The sequence below is a fragment of the Anabaena cylindrica UHCC 0172 genome (assembly GCF_034931625.1).
Lineage (GTDB): Bacteria > Cyanobacteriota > Cyanobacteriia > Cyanobacteriales > Nostocaceae > Anabaena > Anabaena cylindrica_A.
The window spans coordinates 1-16106 of record NZ_JAYGGY010000130.1 but is presented as its reverse complement, the minus strand read 5'-3'; the positions used below and the strand labels follow the sequence as shown (position 1 = coordinate 16106).

The 16106-nt window shown below is 40.9% G+C and carries 17 protein-coding genes, 1 tRNA gene and 1 pseudogene; 10 read left to right on the top strand and 9 right to left on the bottom strand.

The genetic code is table 11. The features are described 5' to 3' along the window. The first annotated feature begins 531 nt into the window (after positions 1-531). A complete protein-coding gene (locus tag VB713_RS27010; RefSeq protein WP_323314570.1) occupies positions 532-2178 on the top strand; it encodes an ATP-binding protein in 1647 nt (548 codons plus the stop codon). Between the two features lie 172 nt (positions 2179-2350). Here the strand turns inward: VB713_RS27010 and VB713_RS27005 are convergent, their stop codons facing one another. Next, entirely contained in the window at positions 2351-4456 is a 2106-nt protein-coding gene (locus tag VB713_RS27005) for a M3 family metallopeptidase (protein WP_323314569.1), read from the bottom strand. A 234-nt stretch (positions 4457-4690) separates the two neighbouring features. Between VB713_RS27005 and VB713_RS27000 the strand changes: the two genes are divergently transcribed. Then, the gene (locus tag VB713_RS27000) at positions 4691-5506 is read left to right on the top strand and encodes a dienelactone hydrolase family protein (RefSeq protein WP_323314568.1); all 816 of its coding nucleotides are present in this window, start codon (positions 4691-4693) and stop codon (positions 5504-5506) included. Positions 5507-5556: 50 nt separating this feature from the next. Here the strand turns inward: VB713_RS27000 and VB713_RS26995 are convergent, their stop codons facing one another. Beyond that, positions 5557-5850 carry an acylphosphatase gene (locus tag VB713_RS26995; RefSeq protein ID WP_323314567.1) on the bottom strand — a complete coding sequence of 98 codons (294 nt, stop codon included), beginning with the start codon at positions 5848-5850 and terminating at the stop codon, positions 5557-5559. A 443-nt stretch (positions 5851-6293) separates the two neighbouring features. Here VB713_RS26995 and VB713_RS26990 point away from each other — a divergent pair, with 443 nt between their 5' ends. The 3 genes from VB713_RS26990 (at position 6294) to VB713_RS26980 (ending at position 8889) form a co-directional block, all read left to right on the top strand. Then, positions 6294-6737 (top strand): hypothetical protein, encoded by a 444-nt coding sequence (locus VB713_RS26990; protein WP_323314566.1) that lies wholly within the window; start codon positions 6294-6296, stop codon positions 6735-6737. A 203-nt stretch (positions 6738-6940) separates the two neighbouring features. After that, entirely contained in the window at positions 6941-7318 is a 378-nt protein-coding gene (locus VB713_RS26985; protein ID WP_323314565.1) for a DUF1823 family protein, read from the top strand. A 266-nt stretch (positions 7319-7584) separates the two neighbouring features. Further along, complete coding sequence (locus VB713_RS26980; RefSeq protein ID WP_323314564.1) at positions 7585-8889, top strand: CHAT domain-containing protein; 1305 nt, start codon at positions 7585-7587, stop codon at positions 8887-8889. A 66-nt stretch (positions 8890-8955) separates the two neighbouring features. On the opposite strand, the gene mazG is transcribed toward VB713_RS26980, so the two are convergent. Then, positions 8956-9759 carry a nucleoside triphosphate pyrophosphohydrolase gene (gene mazG, locus VB713_RS26975; protein WP_323314563.1) on the bottom strand — a complete coding sequence of 268 codons (804 nt, stop codon included), beginning with the start codon at positions 9757-9759 and terminating at the stop codon, positions 8956-8958. Positions 9760-9782: 23 nt separating this feature from the next. Beyond that, a complete protein-coding gene (locus VB713_RS26970) occupies positions 9783-10373 on the bottom strand; it encodes a metal-binding protein (RefSeq protein ID WP_323314562.1) in 591 nt (196 codons plus the stop codon). Positions 10374-10509: 136 nt separating this feature from the next. Between VB713_RS26970 and VB713_RS26965 the strand changes: the two genes are divergently transcribed. Continuing rightward, a tRNA-Val gene (locus tag VB713_RS26965) sits at positions 10510-10582 on the top strand. 539 nt (positions 10583-11121) lie between these two features. Here the strand turns inward: VB713_RS26965 and VB713_RS28370 are convergent. The 4 genes and pseudogenes from VB713_RS28370 to VB713_RS28360 all read right to left on the bottom strand — a co-directional run bounded on the left by VB713_RS28370 (position 11122) and on the right by VB713_RS28360 (position 13638). Next, the gene (locus VB713_RS28370; protein WP_416242488.1) at positions 11122-11565 is read right to left on the bottom strand and encodes a pentapeptide repeat-containing protein; all 444 of its coding nucleotides are present in this window, start codon (positions 11563-11565) and stop codon (positions 11122-11124) included. A 909-nt stretch (positions 11566-12474) separates the two neighbouring features. Then, positions 12475-13038, bottom strand: coding sequence for a pentapeptide repeat-containing protein (locus VB713_RS26955; protein WP_416242487.1), 564 nt, complete (start codon positions 13036-13038; stop codon positions 12475-12477). 48 nt (positions 13039-13086) lie between these two features. After that, a pseudogene (locus tag VB713_RS28365) lies at positions 13087-13311 on the bottom strand (pentapeptide repeat-containing protein); the annotation flags it as partial. Between the two features lie 192 nt (positions 13312-13503). Next, complete coding sequence (locus VB713_RS28360; protein WP_416242486.1) at positions 13504-13638, bottom strand: hypothetical protein; 135 nt, start codon at positions 13636-13638, stop codon at positions 13504-13506. A 436-nt stretch (positions 13639-14074) separates the two neighbouring features. Here VB713_RS28360 and VB713_RS26945 point away from each other — a divergent pair, with 436 nt between their 5' ends. From VB713_RS26945 to VB713_RS26930, 4 genes are all read left to right on the top strand, one after another. Then, a complete protein-coding gene (locus VB713_RS26945) occupies positions 14075-14302 on the top strand; it encodes a hypothetical protein (protein WP_323314559.1) in 228 nt (75 codons plus the stop codon). Beyond that, positions 14302-14718, top strand: a complete 417-nt coding sequence (locus VB713_RS26940; protein WP_323314558.1) for a PIN domain-containing protein — start codon at positions 14302-14304, stop codon at positions 14716-14718. Before VB713_RS26945 ends, VB713_RS26940 begins: the two co-directional genes overlap by 1 nt. Before the next feature lie 251 nt (positions 14719-14969). Then, positions 14970-15323, top strand: coding sequence for a DUF433 domain-containing protein (locus tag VB713_RS26935; RefSeq protein WP_323314557.1), 354 nt, complete (start codon positions 14970-14972; stop codon positions 15321-15323). After that, the gene (locus VB713_RS26930) at positions 15298-15660 is read left to right on the top strand and encodes a DUF5615 family PIN-like protein (RefSeq protein WP_323314556.1); all 363 of its coding nucleotides are present in this window, start codon (positions 15298-15300) and stop codon (positions 15658-15660) included. The genes VB713_RS26935 and VB713_RS26930 overlap by 26 nt, the downstream gene beginning before the upstream one ends. Before the next feature lie 97 nt (positions 15661-15757). On the opposite strand, the gene VB713_RS26925 is transcribed toward VB713_RS26930, so the two are convergent. After that, positions 15758-15886, bottom strand: coding sequence for a hypothetical protein (locus tag VB713_RS26925; protein WP_323314555.1), 129 nt, complete (start codon positions 15884-15886; stop codon positions 15758-15760). Positions 15887-16106: the final 220 nt, after the last annotated feature.

Genomic DNA, 16106 nt, shown 5'->3' with positions numbered 1-16106 from the left:
CAGGCTCTATCCCTTATGAAACAAGCTGTTTAACCACCTTGTCACCCGTTAAGGAAAAATTTACATAGTTCGTAAAGATATTACGAATTATGTATCTATAGCAGGACTAGAAGCACTATTATGAATTGTTTTAACAGATTGTATTTACCCTGCTTCTACATATAGGCTTTGTAGAATTCAGGAGTCAGGAGTCAGGAGTCAGGAGTCAGGAGGAAGAAGAAGAAAGAAAGAAGAATATTTTTCTCTTCTGTTCCCTGTTATATCAAAGATTCTGTATACTGAATCCTTACGATTTATTTATATATTTTAAGAAGAAATTAACATCCGAACTGACCTAATTTATTTCCACAAATTTTGCACAAGTCTTATATATGATATTTGTAAATTTAAAACCCAATTTACCAATTAAATTCATGATGGTAAAGCACAGTATCACAAAATACTAATGGTTTTGAGCATTAACTTTACAAAAGTTTATAACTGCCACGAGTTCTATTTTTCTTAGGTATAACAGGTAACTTGACTATTGCGATGAAAATTTCTCACAAATTACTTAGAAGCTTTGTTGGTATTTCCTTGTTAACAGGTATTGTTGGTGCAGTTGGCATCGCCCAAAGCCAGAAAATTGCTGAAACTTTGGCAATCTCAGAAGCTGAACACGTTGTTCAAGTCGTTGCTACTTCGATAGCTCACGATGCTGATTATGATAACAAACCTATTTCTATTGAACGTGCAGAAGAACTACAACACTACGTTATGGTGTTACATGATTTGCAAAAACGAGATATTGAAGTAGTCAATAGACAGAAGCTAATTTTGGCGGATGCCGCTGTTGAAAATGTTGGCACTATTTTTGAGCATGACCAAGGCAATGAAGTCGAGCAAACGATGCAAGATGGTAAGATCAGAACTTTTTTGGAAAAGAGTGCTGAGTATCCCCAAGGAATTAAACTCATTGTTACTCCGCTAAAGAATCCACAAAATCAGGTCAATGGTGCAGTTATTTTAGAGTGGTCATTGCTGTATAACAAGGCGATAGCTCAAGCCAGACCGACAATGATTGTGATTGTTTTCACTAGTTTAGGTTGTGTGATTTTAGCGTTGATCCTGGGGTTGCAAATTTCGAGCAGCATTGCAAAACCACTTAAATACGTGACAAAGGTGGCGCAGCAAGTCACCCAAGAGTCTAATTTTGATCTGCAAGCCCCCGTGATAGCCAATGATGAAATAGGCATCCTCGCGACTGCATTGAACGATCTGATTGAACGGGTAAGAATACTGCTGACTGAAAAAGAGCAACGTTCAATAGAACTTCAGCAAGCCTTAACCCAGCTTCACAACACTCAACTGCAAATGGTTCAAAGTGAAAAGATGTCGAGTCTGGGTCAACTGGTCGCTGGTGTTGCCCACGAAATCAACAACCCTATCAATTTCATTCATGGCAATATTACCCATGTTGATAGCTACATTCAAGATCTATTAAAATTGCTTCAGACATATCAACATCACTACCCTAATCCACCCCAAACGCTCCAAGCAATCTTGGATGATGTGGAATTTGACTTTCTGAATGAAGACCTGATCAAAGTGCTGCAATCTATGAAAATTGGCACTAAGCGAATTCGGCAAATTGTTTTATCTCTCCGCAATTTCTCTCGCCTTGATGAATCCGAATTTAAAGCGGCCGATCTTCATGAAGGTATTGACAATACACTGCTAATTTTGCAACATCGCCTGAAGACAAGACCAGAATATCCGGCGATTGAAGTGGTTAAAGACTACAATAAATTACCTTTGGTTGAATGTTATCCTGGTCAACTCAATCAGGCATTTATGAACTTACTCGTGAATGCTATTGACGCGCTGGAGGAATCTGCTCAAGAAAAGATTAAAGATGACCAACAAATCCAGCCTGGTACAATTTGGATTTCAACTCAAATGATGACTGATAATCAAGTGCAGATTGCGATCGCAGACAATGGTGTAGGAATACCTGAAATAGTGCGATCGCGCATTTTTAATCCTTTTTTCACAACTAAACCCGTTGGTAAAGGCACAGGCTTGGGTTTATCCATCAGCTACAAAATAGTTACGGAAAAACATCATGGCCAGATGTGGTGTGATTCCATACTAGGACAGGGCAGCAAATTTGTGATTCAAATCCCCGTTGGCAGATAATTTTTATACCACTCTGATGCCTTTTTTAAATCACTATAGTTCCCCGAAAAAGATATTTTTACCTTTTGCAAAAATAGGGTTTGCTGTTAAGTTTCCTGCCGTCAAACGCCATTGACTACAAGTTGGGAAACCCATCCATGACGATGGCTCCCCAACCTACGAAATGCCAAATTTAAACAGCAGCCAATAAACCATTATGCTTGAGCAGGGCAGTGGTACTGGGTTCCCTACCCCGGAAAGCTTGAAAAACTTCCATTGGGTGCTTACTACCACCTAGTGCTAAGACTGTATCCCGGTAACGTCTCCCAGTATCGTGTATTGCTTCTTCATCTTCCAACCCAGCTTCTTCAAAAGCCGCGAAAGCATCTGCACTGAGAACTTCCGCCCACTTGTAACTGTAGTAACCGGCTGCATAACCACCTTCAAAAATGTGACCGAATGCACATAAAAACCCATCTTCAGGTAATGGTGGTAAAACAGTAGTGGTTTTAGCAATGCGATGACGTACATCTACAGGAGTTTCTTTACCTCCTGGACGATAACGGTAGTGTAGTTCTAAATCAACGCTGCTGAGGTGAATTTGCCGCAACATTGCCGAACCACTCATGTAATTACGTGCTGCTAAAAGCTTTTGGTAATAATGCTCTGGTAGTGGTTCACCGGTTTCGTAGTGTTTAGCCATACCAAACAACGTGGGGCGGTCATAACACCAGTTTTCCATAAATTGACTGGGTAATTCCACTGCATCCCATTCTACATTATTAATACCTGCTGCTCCGGTATAATCAACCTTGGTGAGCATATGATGCAAACCATGTCCAAACTCGTGGAATAATGTTTCGACCTCATCAAAAGTCATTAAACTGGGCTTGCCATCAACTGGGGGAGTTTGGTTGCAAATTAAATAAGCTACAGGTAAACGGATGCTAGTGATACCATTTTCTTTGATTTTGCGACGATGAATACAAACATCCATCCAAGCACCACCGCGTTTTTCAGCAGGACGGCTGTAGGGGTCTAGATAAAAGTAAGCGATCGCATTACCATGTTTATCAGATATTTGGAAATAACGTACATCCTCATGCCACACAGGGGCTTGACCATCAGCAGGAGTCACCGTTACACCAAACAACCGTTTCACTAGCCCAAATAACCCATCTAGCACCTGTGGCAGGGGGAAATAGGGATGCAATTCTTCCGCTGTAAAGGCAAATTTTTCTTCCTGTTGACGTTCTGCCCAAAAGCTGATGTCCCAATGTTGCAAATCTTCGGCTTCTGCTGCCCCCTTAGCTTTAGCAAAAGCTTTTAGTGCTTCTAAATCTTTGACAGCAGCATCATAACTCGCTTGACGTAGTTCTTCTAACAGCTTTTCTACCGCTTGGACATTCTTCGCCATCTTACTAGCTATACTCAGTTCGGCAAAATTCTGAAAGCCAATTAACTGAGCCAGTTCTTGCCGCAACTCTAAAATAATATCAATTAAAGGGTTGTTATCCAATTCCCCAACGGTAGCACGGGTAATATATGCCTTGTAGAGCTTTTCCCGCAAATCCCGACGGGTGCTGTGTTGCATAAAAGGGAAATAGCTGGGAAAATCCAAAGTGATGTGCCAAGGGCCATTTTCTGGAGTGGCGCTTTCTTCTCCTGCCGCACGAGCAGCTTGAGCAGCGAGACTGAGTAAACTACTTGGTAAACCCTCTATTTCTGCCTTGGTTGTTAAGCTTAAACTAAAAGCTGTAGTCGCATCCAAAAGATGGTTAGAAAACTTAGTAGCCAGTTCTGCTAACTGCATCTGAATAGCGTTGAAACGTTCTCTGGCTTTTCCTTCTAGTCCCACACCAGATAACTTTGCATCCCGAATCGCGGCTTCAACAATGCGCTGCTGGGCTGATTCTAATGTTACCCAGGTGCGACTAGCGCGGAGGGCTTTAAAAGCATTATAGATAGGCTTACTTTGACCAAGAGTGTTCATAAACTGCACTACTTGCGGCTGAACCTTTTCATAGGCTATGCGTAACTCTGGGCTATTTTGGACAGCCATTAAATGGTTCAGTATCCCCCAACTCCAGTGTAGCCTTTCTGTCAACCGCTCTAGAGGTTCTACCAAACCGCTCCAGGTAGGTTCTACATTAGCTTCTAAAATATCTAGCTGCTGCTTCAGGTCTGCTAACAGATGCCTGAAGGCTGGTTCTACTTGCTCCGGTGTAATATCTGCAAACGGAGGTAAACCACAGCCTTGAACAAGGGGACTTTGAGAAATAGTAGCAGTTGCACTCATGGTTTTAGGTTAGTAGCCAATAAATAGGGGAAACAATGATTTTTATTTATATAACTAATAATGTACCTTCACTACACAATTTAGGCTTGTGAGAATGGCACTCTTCTGAATTTATGAAAATCTACCGCAAAGCAGAAGCCAAATTTTCGCAATAATTAGTATGATGTGGCTGTCCTTTTTGTGGATTTTGTGGGGATAATTAAGCATGATGAGTGTTTTAGTATTTACAGCTGCATGAAAATTCTCCTTTCTATTTTTTTTACACCTGTGGTGATGTTGTTGACTGCTGGGGATGTTTTAGCAGCAATTAGAACCAAAACCATTGAGTACAAGCAAGGAAATACAATTTTAGAAGGCTATTTAGCTTATGATGACGCAATTAAAAGCCAACGTCCTGGCGTTTTAGTAGTTCACGACTGGACAGGCTTACAATCCTTTGCAAAACAAAAGACTGAGCAATTAGCCAAAATGGGCTATGTTGCTTTTGCGGCTGATATCTATGGTAAGGGTATAAGACCAAAAAATGCCGAAGAGTCAGGAGCGCAAGCGAAAATTTATCGTGATGATAGACAATTATTACGCGATCGCGCAAATGCCGGTTTACAAGTTTTACAAAAAAATCAATTCACTGACCCCAAACGAATTGCTGCGATCGGTTACTGCTTCGGTGGTGGTACAGTCCTAGAATTAGCCCGCAGTGGTGCAAATATCAAAGGTGTAGTTAGTTTTCACGGCAACCTCGACACCCCTAACCCCGAAGATGCCAAAAACATCAAATCCAAGGTATTAGTACTACATGGAGCAGATGATCCCCTAGTACCAGAACAGCAAGTAAACGGCTTTGTAAGAGAAATGCGGCTGGCTAATATAGACTGGCAATTAATTTCTTACGGTGGAGCAGTTCATTCCTTCACCAACCCAGCAGCTAAAGATCAACTCAAAGGCTCAGTTTATAACCCCATTGCCGAGCAGCGTTCTTGGCAAGCCATGCGGCAATTTTTTGCAGAAATCTTTCGGACACCAAGTTCAAATAGCAAATCCAGTAATTAGACACAACTTCAGTCATTGTTCCTAATTGTACTGTATTCGCCCCAGTACAACTACAGAACTTCAAATCTCCGCAACCCTTCCGGTTGTTCATACTCAACCACAACTTTCTTCACCACCGCAGCTGGTGGCCCAATGTGACACCAGCGCACCATCTCTTCTACAACCTCCCCGACCCCCTCAAACACAGCTTCCACCCGATGATCAGGAAGATTCCTCACCCAACCCGTTAACCCCAACTGGCTTGCTGTATCTACAGTGGCATAGCGATAGCCCACCCCTTGAACTCGACCAGTAATCAAGACATGGGCGCGAATTAGTTTTGGTAGTGGTGTCGAATTGTGCATAAACTAGTAAGAAAATACAGAAGGAAAAAAGCTTGTTTGATTCAACAATACCTTGTCCATTTTTTTTAGGTTGGGTTAAGCGAAAGCGCAACCCAACGCATTTGTTGGGTTTCATACCTCAAACCAACCTACAAACCAAGACTTTTTTCGATTTGGACAAGGTATTGATTCAAGTATTGATTATTTTCAGTTTACCTAGTTTATGAACACAGGTACTATGCGAAATCCAGTCAGAATCTTAAAAATATACTGAGGCTTAAATCCATATCCAATCAGGCTTTCATCTTAAAACCCATTCATAAATAAAATAATAGCTCTATATCGGGCAGGTGTGAACCGTTACAATTATTTCTATGGAAGTACCAAAGCCATAACAGTTCATTAAGTCTTTAACCTAAAAATAACAAAATCATCTAGGTAAAACTTATAAAAGGACAAATATCATGCACCAAAATTTATCTCATTGTGAACAAGTATTACTCAACAATTTAGAAATTCGGCAATATTTGATCAAAACGTCAGAAATTGTCAGAAAGCATTTTCCAGAGAATAATACTGAAGCAGAAATATGGTATGGAAGAATGTTTGAAGGATTTAAAATCTTCATACCTGAAGTACAAGAATCAATTAATGGAGTGATAAATATATGTTTTTGGCAACAATCATCTGAAGACGGCACTTTTAGCTTGATCGCCCCTTACAAATTAGATCATATAGAATTTCATTCCATTTGGGACAAAGCAAATAAAATAGATGCCTATTACAGCTTTTGTGGGGATTGGGTTTACAGCGGATGGATTACAGACGATCAAATAGCTAATGATCAAGTTACCGCTGTTTGCGTAGAACTTTTTAATTTGTTCAAAGACATAAAAATAACTCCATAGCTAACAAAACACCTTGTGAAAATAGAGTAAAGATTTTCAACAAATTCATCTCTAGGTTGTATCCTATAAATCTTTCCTTCAACTTCCAAAAAGATAAAATCATTTCTGTCTTCATAAATCTATCCAGGTAGTGAAAATAATTTATTATGACGACTGGATAGTATTTATTCTGCACATGACAACAGACCAATTTTTAATTGCTTATGTCTAACCTACCACCACTTAACACAGAAACAATTTGGGCAATCATCAACGATACAATTGATGATGCTACAGTTAATCAATTAGTCTGGTATTACTTAGGTTATCATTACAACTCCACAAATAAACAATGGGATACTAGCAAAGCAGCCGCAGAATGGCTGGATGAATATCCACAACCTATAAATTTTCTTGATTCTCGTCCTGCAACCATGAAATTGACTCGTTCTATTCCCCAAGAGAACAAACAACTACTCAAAGAAAAGCTCGGTTTTAAAGGTTACAAAATCGGTGAATTTGGACCTCGACAAACTCGCCGAGCAACAGCAGCAAATTGGTTGTTAAGTCATATGTTACTCACCACTGGAAAGATAGAGTAAACTTACTAATTGCTTAAGATGCTAGATACCCCTTAATTCCCTCTAAAAAATGGGGGAATTAATGCCATTATTAGCCCCTCACTAAATACGTGGATATAAAATTTAGTTATAATGGTCAATTAACTGCTAAACAAATCTCTCGCTGAGTTGGTGTTGCACCGATCAATCATTTGGACTTTGGACAATAATACTTTTGGAGTCAAGTAATGTTTCACAATAGATTAAAAAAATGGATTACTTTTCCTCTATTACTAATATTCGTATTTTTGAGTACAATCACCTTTAGTATAATTATTCAACATCAACCTGCAATCGCTGTTAAAGAACAAGACTGGGATAGATTTCTCAAAACCAAAAACTTTACTGAGGCCGTGAATGAAGTTGAGAAACATTGGGAAAGAGATTATGAAGAATATTTTAATCAAAATCTTGCTGATTTTTCCCTCAAGGCTGAAGACATAGCAAAAACCCTTTCTAATCTATCTCAACAAACTGCCACAAACCCTGCCGTAATCTGGATATGGCCGCGAGATAAACAACTGCAACTCGTAATAATTACCCCTGGTAAAAAGCCAGAAGTTTATAGTATCAAAGATGCTGATAATGAAACTTTGATTAATCTTGTCAAAAAACTAAAGGTAGAAATTACAAGTCCCAGTAGACGCAGAACCAAATCATATTTGAAACCAGCCCAACAACTATATGAATGGATAGTAAAACCATTAGAACCTACTCTCAAAGCTGAAAAAATAGATACCTTGATTTTCTGTTTAGGTGCTGGGTTACGGACTCTACCCCTAGCAGCATTGCATGATGGAGAGAGTTTTTTAGTAGAAAAGTATAGTATTGCTCGAATTCCTGCTTTTAACCTGATCAAAACTGACTACAATAAAATTAAAAATGCACGAGTTTTGGCTATGGGTGCGTCCGAATTTTCTCAACTGGAATCTTTACCAGCAGTACCGTTAGAATTAGAGAAAATTACTCAAGAATTGTGGTTAGGTAAACAATTTGTCAATAAACAGTTTACAATCAAGAATTTACAGGAACAGAGAAAAAAACAGCCTTTTGGAATTATTCATTTAGCTACTCATGCAGAATTTAACCCAGGAAAACCTCATCGATCTTATATTCAGTTCTGGGGTAATGAAAGAATAGGAATAGATGAGATTGAAAAATTGCAATTGGATCAACCACCAGTAGATTTATTAGTTTTGAGTGCTTGTAGAACCGCATTGGGAGATCAAGAAGCAGAATTAGGTTTTGCGGGGTTAACAGTTAAGTCAGGAGTGAGATCAGCGTTAGCAAGTCTTTGGAATGTTAGCGATATGGGAACTTTGGCTTTAATGACTGAATTTTATCAACATTTACAAAAGACACCACTAAAAGCAGAAGCACTCCGACAAGCGCAAGTTGCCATGCTAACCGGGAAAGTAAGTTTGCAAATGGGTAAGTTGCAAGGATCTAGTCAGGATTTACAACTCCCTCCAGAGTTAGCAGAATTGGGAAATGAAACTTTTTCCCACCCTTATTATTGGTCTGCTTTTACAGTTATTGGTAATCCCTGGTAACATCTGGAATTTTCATATTCATCCTTAAATCCTGATTCAGACTTTGCGCGAAATAAAATTACAAAATCACTCCTGAGCGAGTTTAGCCTTTGCCTGTTGCCAAAGTGCATCTAACTCTTCCAAACTATAATCTGTCAGAGGACGATCAATAACGTCCTCCATTTTTTGTAACCGTTGAATAAATCGCTGACTTGTACCTTGCAAACCTGCACTCGGATCAAGATTATGCCATCTAGCAACTTGAATTATTGCAAATAGCAAATCACCTAATTCCGATTCTTGTCTTTCCTTGGTTTCTTCAGCTACAGCCTGTTGAAATTCTCCTAACTCTTCGTGAAACTTCCCCCAAACTTCATCAACATTATTCCATTCAAAACCAACCTTTGCAGCCTTTTGAGATATCTTCATGGCCGCATTTAAAGGGGGAAGACTACGCCGATAACGATTAAGTTTATCACTCAGTTTTTGTGCTTCTGGTGTTTCTCCCTTTTCCGCTGCTTTAATAGTTTCCCAATTTTGACGTACCTCATCAATATTTTGTACCTTCACATCACCAAAAACATGAGGATGACGACGAATCAATTTTTGAGAAATACCCTCAGCGACTTCTTGGAGAGAAAAATCACCGGCTTCACTAGCAATTTGAGCTTGTAATAACACCTGTAATAATAAATCACCTAACTCTTCTGCGATCGCTCTTTTATCTCCAGTTTGAATCGCATCAACCACTTCATAAGCCTCCTCAATCACATAAGGAGTAAGGCTTTGGGGCGTTTGTGCCAAATCCCAAGGACAACCTCCAGGCGATCGCAATTTCGCCACCACATCAATCAACTCCTGCAAAGCCACCAAAACCCCATTATCTACCATAAAACCTCCGCGTCCCTTTGCGTTTACCTCAGCGTCCCTCTGCGTTTTTTAACCGCCTTTACTCCCTTCCGCCTCTTCATTTTGCCATTAGGAAGTAACCCTTGCATCCCCTGCTTCTGAAACCGTTTATAAGCCGAATTGCTCCAATCACTGAGAGAATGACTCATAGCCCCCAACTCAAACCCCACAAACAGAGCAAAAAATTCCCCATAATAGAGAAAGAGCGATCGTCCCACACTCTTCCACACATCCCCCCAATTCAACGCCACATTCCCCAACTTCGCAAACACCACCAAAGCCAAAATTCCGACAACCGCCAAAAAACTCGTCAGATACACCACCCGCAAAATCGTGCCAATAATCGGTCCATGCGACAAGAAAGACCGATGGCGCAAACTCTTTTGATAAGGTAGCCAAATCCACCGCAAAAACCCCCAACGTTGAAACTGACGGGAATAAATATCTAAGTCGGGACCAAACATCAGCCCCCCAAACATAAATCCACCTGCCACTAACAAAGTCATATTACTGCTGCGAGTGGAAACTAACGTCACCCCCGCCACCAAAGGCATAGACCATATAGTAATGCGATCGTGCGTCTGACCAGAGGGCATCTTTTAAGATAGAGTACTGTTAGCGGTAGCAGGGCGTTTAGCCCGTACTGAGTCAGTATAGTTCATAGACAAAAAAAATTTCAAAATACTTGCAAAATTTCCAAACCCTGTGCTATATTAAATAAGTGACAAAAACGGGCGGTTAGCTCAGTTGGTAGAGCGCCTGCCTTACAAGCAGGATGTCATCAGTTCGAGTCTGGTACTGCCCATTTCCCGTTTTTTTTGCTGTATTTATTTTTTTTGAGTGCGATCGCTATGCTCGCAGCAGTCATGGCACTGAGAGTTTATTTTGGTCGTCTTTAGACGACTTTTGCTATTAGGCTTAGAATTGATTCTGAGGCGGTTGTTGAGAATCAAATAGCCTTGGATATTGATGACGTGGAAATATTTTTATGGTTAATTATAGTTGATTAATGTTGGGTTAAGCGATCGCGCAACCCAATAAATGCGTTGGGTTTTATTCCTCAACCTACAAATTAAGACTTTTTTCGATTTGGACAAGGTATTATTTTAAAGTGAATATATATGATGTAGGAATATTTGTACAATTAATTTATATTTATCAATTCTTTTAGATATCGTTAATGTTGGGTTATGCCTTCGGCACACTACGTGAACGTTCCTCAACCCAACCTACAAGATCAGCGATCGCACTACAGATATGCCTGATGGTGTTCCTCTTCTAGCAGAGGAATTTTTGGGTTCCCAAAAGAATGAAATATATGCTAACAGCAATATTGTATCGTTTTCAATACCCAATACTGTCGTACCAAATACTTCCATCAGGCATGATGGTATTACAGAAAATAGCCTTATCAATTTCGTAGAAACCTTCAACTTCCCTCAAATCGGCATAGCTAAAGTTAGCCCCACGGAAAAAGGAGTCATCCACGAAAGCACTCCTGAGAATAGCATAGCTGAAATTAGCGCCATCAAAAACACATTGGTACATTTCGGCTCTGCTCAGGTTGGCGTTGACAAAGGAAGTATTGTTGAAGTTGGCTTGACCACCTCTAGCCTCGCTCAAATTAGCACCGTTAAGGATGGCTTCATTCAACTGAGTTCCTTCCATATAGGCTCCCCTGAGATTAGCCCCACTGAGATTGGTATTGTCCAGGTTAGCAGCTTCCAAAAAGGCTCCTTCCAAGTTGATCCCACTCAGGTCAGCCCCACTCAGATCAACCGCTCTCATGAACAAACCAGTTCTGCTGCAATTAACACTCCAAGCAAAGTTTCTTTCTCCCGCTTCATACCTATCCAACATTTCTTCAATATCCATAACTCAAACCCTGCAACAACCAACACGTATAAAGATAACCTACAAAATCTCTGGAACACTCTCTTTGACCCCACCAACCCCTTCAACTTAAACTTACAAATCACCGACCTCCCCGTCGGACAACTAGCCGAAGCCCAAATCACCACCTACGACACCCTCGGTCGCCCCAACAGCGGCACAATCCTCATCGACGACAACGCCAACGGAATCGGCTGGTTCATCGACCCCACCCCCAACGACAACAGCGAATACACCACCACCCTCACAGACACAGCCTACCGCGCCACCACAGGCGAAGCCGCAAGCAAATACGACCTGCTCACCACCATCCTCCACGAAATGGGACACCTAGCAGGAATCATCAACGGCTACAGTAGGTTGGGTTAAGCGATCGCACTGTGTCCCGCAGGGATACGTTCACGTTCCACAAACCAACCTACAAATCAAGACTTTTTTCGATTTGGACAAGGTATTGTTAGAGTGAATATATTATGATGTAGGAATATTTGTACAATTAATTTATATTTATCAATTCTTTTAGATATCGTTAATGTTGGGTTATGCCTTCGGCACACTACGTGAACGTTCCTCAACCCAACCTACAAGATCAGCGATCGCACTAATGCGTCTGGAGAAAACCCTTGGAATTCTTTAGAGACGATTGGCGAACTAGAGCAAAATCTTAACGTTAATAGCCTCCAATACAATTTCCTAAACGCAGGCTATAGTCAAGATATAATCTCACGACTCAAGAGTTCTTTCAGGGCGATACAACCGACAAGTGCTGGGGATAACACTATAACTAGAGGGATATCTGCCAATTTAATAGTCGGTTTCGATAGCTCCTTCAGGGAAATTTCTTCCTTCAGTCCACAAACAGTTCTCGAAGGTAACTTGGGCTATTCGAGTCCTGTGAAAGAAAGCGTTCCTAAAGTCACACTCTTCGATGATCAGTCGGTAAAAACTTCCATCGGAGAGGTCGGCATTACTGAAGTTACTTTTGGTAAAGGCAGTTTCAATTCCGACACCGCCCATCGAGGCATAGGTGAAATTAACTTTGGTAGCGTCACAATACATGAGAGCGGCATTAATCAAGTTAGCAGCAGTAAAGTTGGCATAGTCAAGCACCGCGTACTCTATCCTAGCTCGCTCCAAATTGGCTTTTCTCAGATAAGCTCTGTTGAAGAAGCCATGCGTAAAATTAGTGCAGACCGCTTGAATGGAAGCCATTACAGCATCGACAAATTTGCACATTATAAGATCGGCACAAGTCAAGTCGGCATGGCTGAGGATCGCTTCAGTCAAATCCAACTGAATGAGCTTGCTAAATCCCAGATTAGCTCTGCTCAAGTTGGCTCTTTGCCAATTAGATTCATGAGCTTCCAACCCTCTCAAATCGGCTCCAGTCAGATTGGCTCCAGTCAGGGTAACATCGTGCATCCCAGCTTTGAGCAAGATTGCCGCACTCAAATTGGCATTGGTCAAGTTAACCGAGCCAAGCACAACTTGAGTGAGATCGGCTCCACTGAGATCGATCCCACTGAGATCAATACTAGTGTCATTTATAGGGATGCTATTAAAATCAACCCCACTCAAGTTAATCCCACTAAAGTTTCTCTCTCCAGCAGCATATCGCTTCAGCAATTCTTCACCAGTCATGCCAATACCTTTTTACTAACTAACATCTACTCTACCGCTCAAACCCTGTGGCAAACTGCCACACCCATCAACCTCAATTTTGAAGTCACAAACCTCCCCACCGGACAACTAGCCGAAGCTGTTATCACCTCCTATGACTCTCTTGGTCGCCCCAACGGCGGAACCATCCTCATCGACAACGACGCTAACGGCTTAGGCTGGTTCATCGACCCCACCCCCTGGGAAAACAGCGAATACAGCACCACTCTCACCGACACAGCCTACCGAGCCACCACTACAGTAGGTTGCGTTAAGCGATCGCACTGTGTCCCGCAGGGATACGTTCACGTTCCACAAACCAACCTACAAATCAAGACTTTTTTCGATTTGGACAAGGTATTGTTAGAGTGAATATATTATGATGTAGGAATATTTGTACAATTAATTTATATTTATCAATTCTTTTAGATATCGTTAATGTTGGGTTATGCCTTCGGCACACTACGTGAACGTTCCTCAACCCAACCTACAAGATCGCTTGTAGGTTAGATTGATAAAGTGCGATCGCTTGTAGCTTGGATTAATAAGGTGCGATCGCTCTTAGGTTGGATTTATAAAGTGCGATAGCGAAGCGCTCCGTAGGAATCGCTCGTAGGTTGGATTGATAAAGTGCGATAGCGAAGCGCTCCGTAGGAATCGCTCATAGGTTGGATTTATAAAGTGCGATCGTTTATAATATATAGACAACATATATTAGACAACCATTCAAGTATAGGAGCTATCTATGTTGTTACAAGAACTTAAAGAGCAGATATTCAAACTACCATCAAGCGATCGCCTTGCCTTAGTAAGTGCCATAATTGAGTCATTACAAAATCAGCCAACTTTCGATGTTGATCGCTCTGGTGCAATTCAACGGATGCGGGGATTATTGAAAACAGACCAACCTGCACCAACAGATGAGCAAGTAGCTGTAATGTTAGAAGAGCGGCGAGCGGAGAAGTATCTTTAGTGAGAGTTTTAGTTGATACCAATATTGTCCTAGATTTTCTGTTGCAACGAGAGCCATTTTCCCAAGACGCAGAACTGCTGTTTCAAGCGATAGATACTAGTCAAGTTGTTGGCTATGTGACAGCAACAACACTAACGGATATTTTCTATATTTCTCGCAAACATACTCTCAGCATTGAGCAAGCACGGCAAGCAGTCTCAGAAACTTTGAATGTTATGGTTATTTGTCCCGTTAACCGAGCCGTTTTAGAATCAGCGTTCAAATCTGGTTTGGCTGATTTTGAAGATGCCGTTCAAATTTTTTGTGCAGTCGAGCAAGGATTAGACGCTATTCTGACACGCGATACTAAAGGTTTTTTGAGTTCTTCTATACCTGTACTATCAATACAGGAATTGTTGCAACGATTAAGAAGATAATTCTCTTGGGAGGATTAATTTAATTACCATTAATTAACTTCGGTAGAATTTGATTTTTATATTTGTTCCTAATAAAAATCATGGCAGGATATTCAACAAATTGGGAAATTAGCGTTGCCAAAGTTATAGTGCGATCGCCGATCTTGTAGGGTGAGTTAATGAAATATAACGCACATTTTGAGGCAGGTAATCATGGCAAGATTGTGACGATGATCTTTTGGTTTAGTTCTAATATTCTGGAGACATAAACTATGCAACTAGAAGATTACTTTATCTTTCTTGCTGCCAATGACATTCGCTTAAAAGACACAAGAATCGGCATTGAAACAGTTTTGTATGACTATATTTATCGCAGTCGAACACCTGAAGAAATTGCTAAAACCTACCCATCATTGAGCTTGGAGCAGGTTTATGCCACAGTTCTCTACTATCTTCATAACAAACAACAGGTCAGTGAGTACCTCACAAATTGGCTAGAGTGGGGAAACAAAATGAGAGAAGAGCAAAAACTTAATCCGCCGCCAGTATCCGAAAAATTGCGTCAACTTCGAGCCGAACGACTAACATTAGGAAAATCCTATGCGAGTCAAGTATTTGATGGATGAAAATCTCAACCCAATTTATCAAATACAGCTACGCCGCAAAGAACCTGATTTAGTAGTTTGGTCAATTGGCGACCCCAATACGCCACCAAAAGGTACTTTAGATCCTGATATTCTGCTTTGGTGTGAAAGATATGATTTTATTCTTGTAACGAATAATCGAAGTTCTATGCCTGTCCATTTAATCGATCATCTTGCTCAGGGGCATCACATTCCTGGAATTTTCCAAATCAATCCAAGCATGAGTTTGGGTGAGACAATTGAGGAATTAGTATTGGCTGCTCTTGCTTCTCTGGATGACGAGTACAGTGATCGAATTTCATATCTGCCATTGCCCTAGCATTTCCTATTTTCAGTAGTGGCCGAGACAAGCGATCGCTCGTAGGTTAGATTGACCAAGTGCGATAGCGAAGCGTGACCTAGGAATCGCTCGTAGGTTAGATTGACCAAGTGCGATCGCTTGTTGGGGTTAGGTGCGATCGGCGAACTGACAAAAGCCCTTTGAGCATCCAAGAAACAGCGCTTGCGCGATCGCCTTGCGTTAGTAAGTGCCGTAATTGAGTCATTACAAAATCAGCCAATTTTCGATGTTGATAGCTCTGGCGCAATTTAATGGATGCGTGGTTTATTGAAAACAGACCAACCTGCACCAACTGATGAGCAAATAGCTGCAATGTTAGAAAAGCGGCGAGCTGAATAAAATTTTACTGGATTGTTATAAAATCGTAAGATAAGTAGGTAGGCGAAAAAAAACAGAAGTATGTAACGAAACGTAAAGTTGCTTCA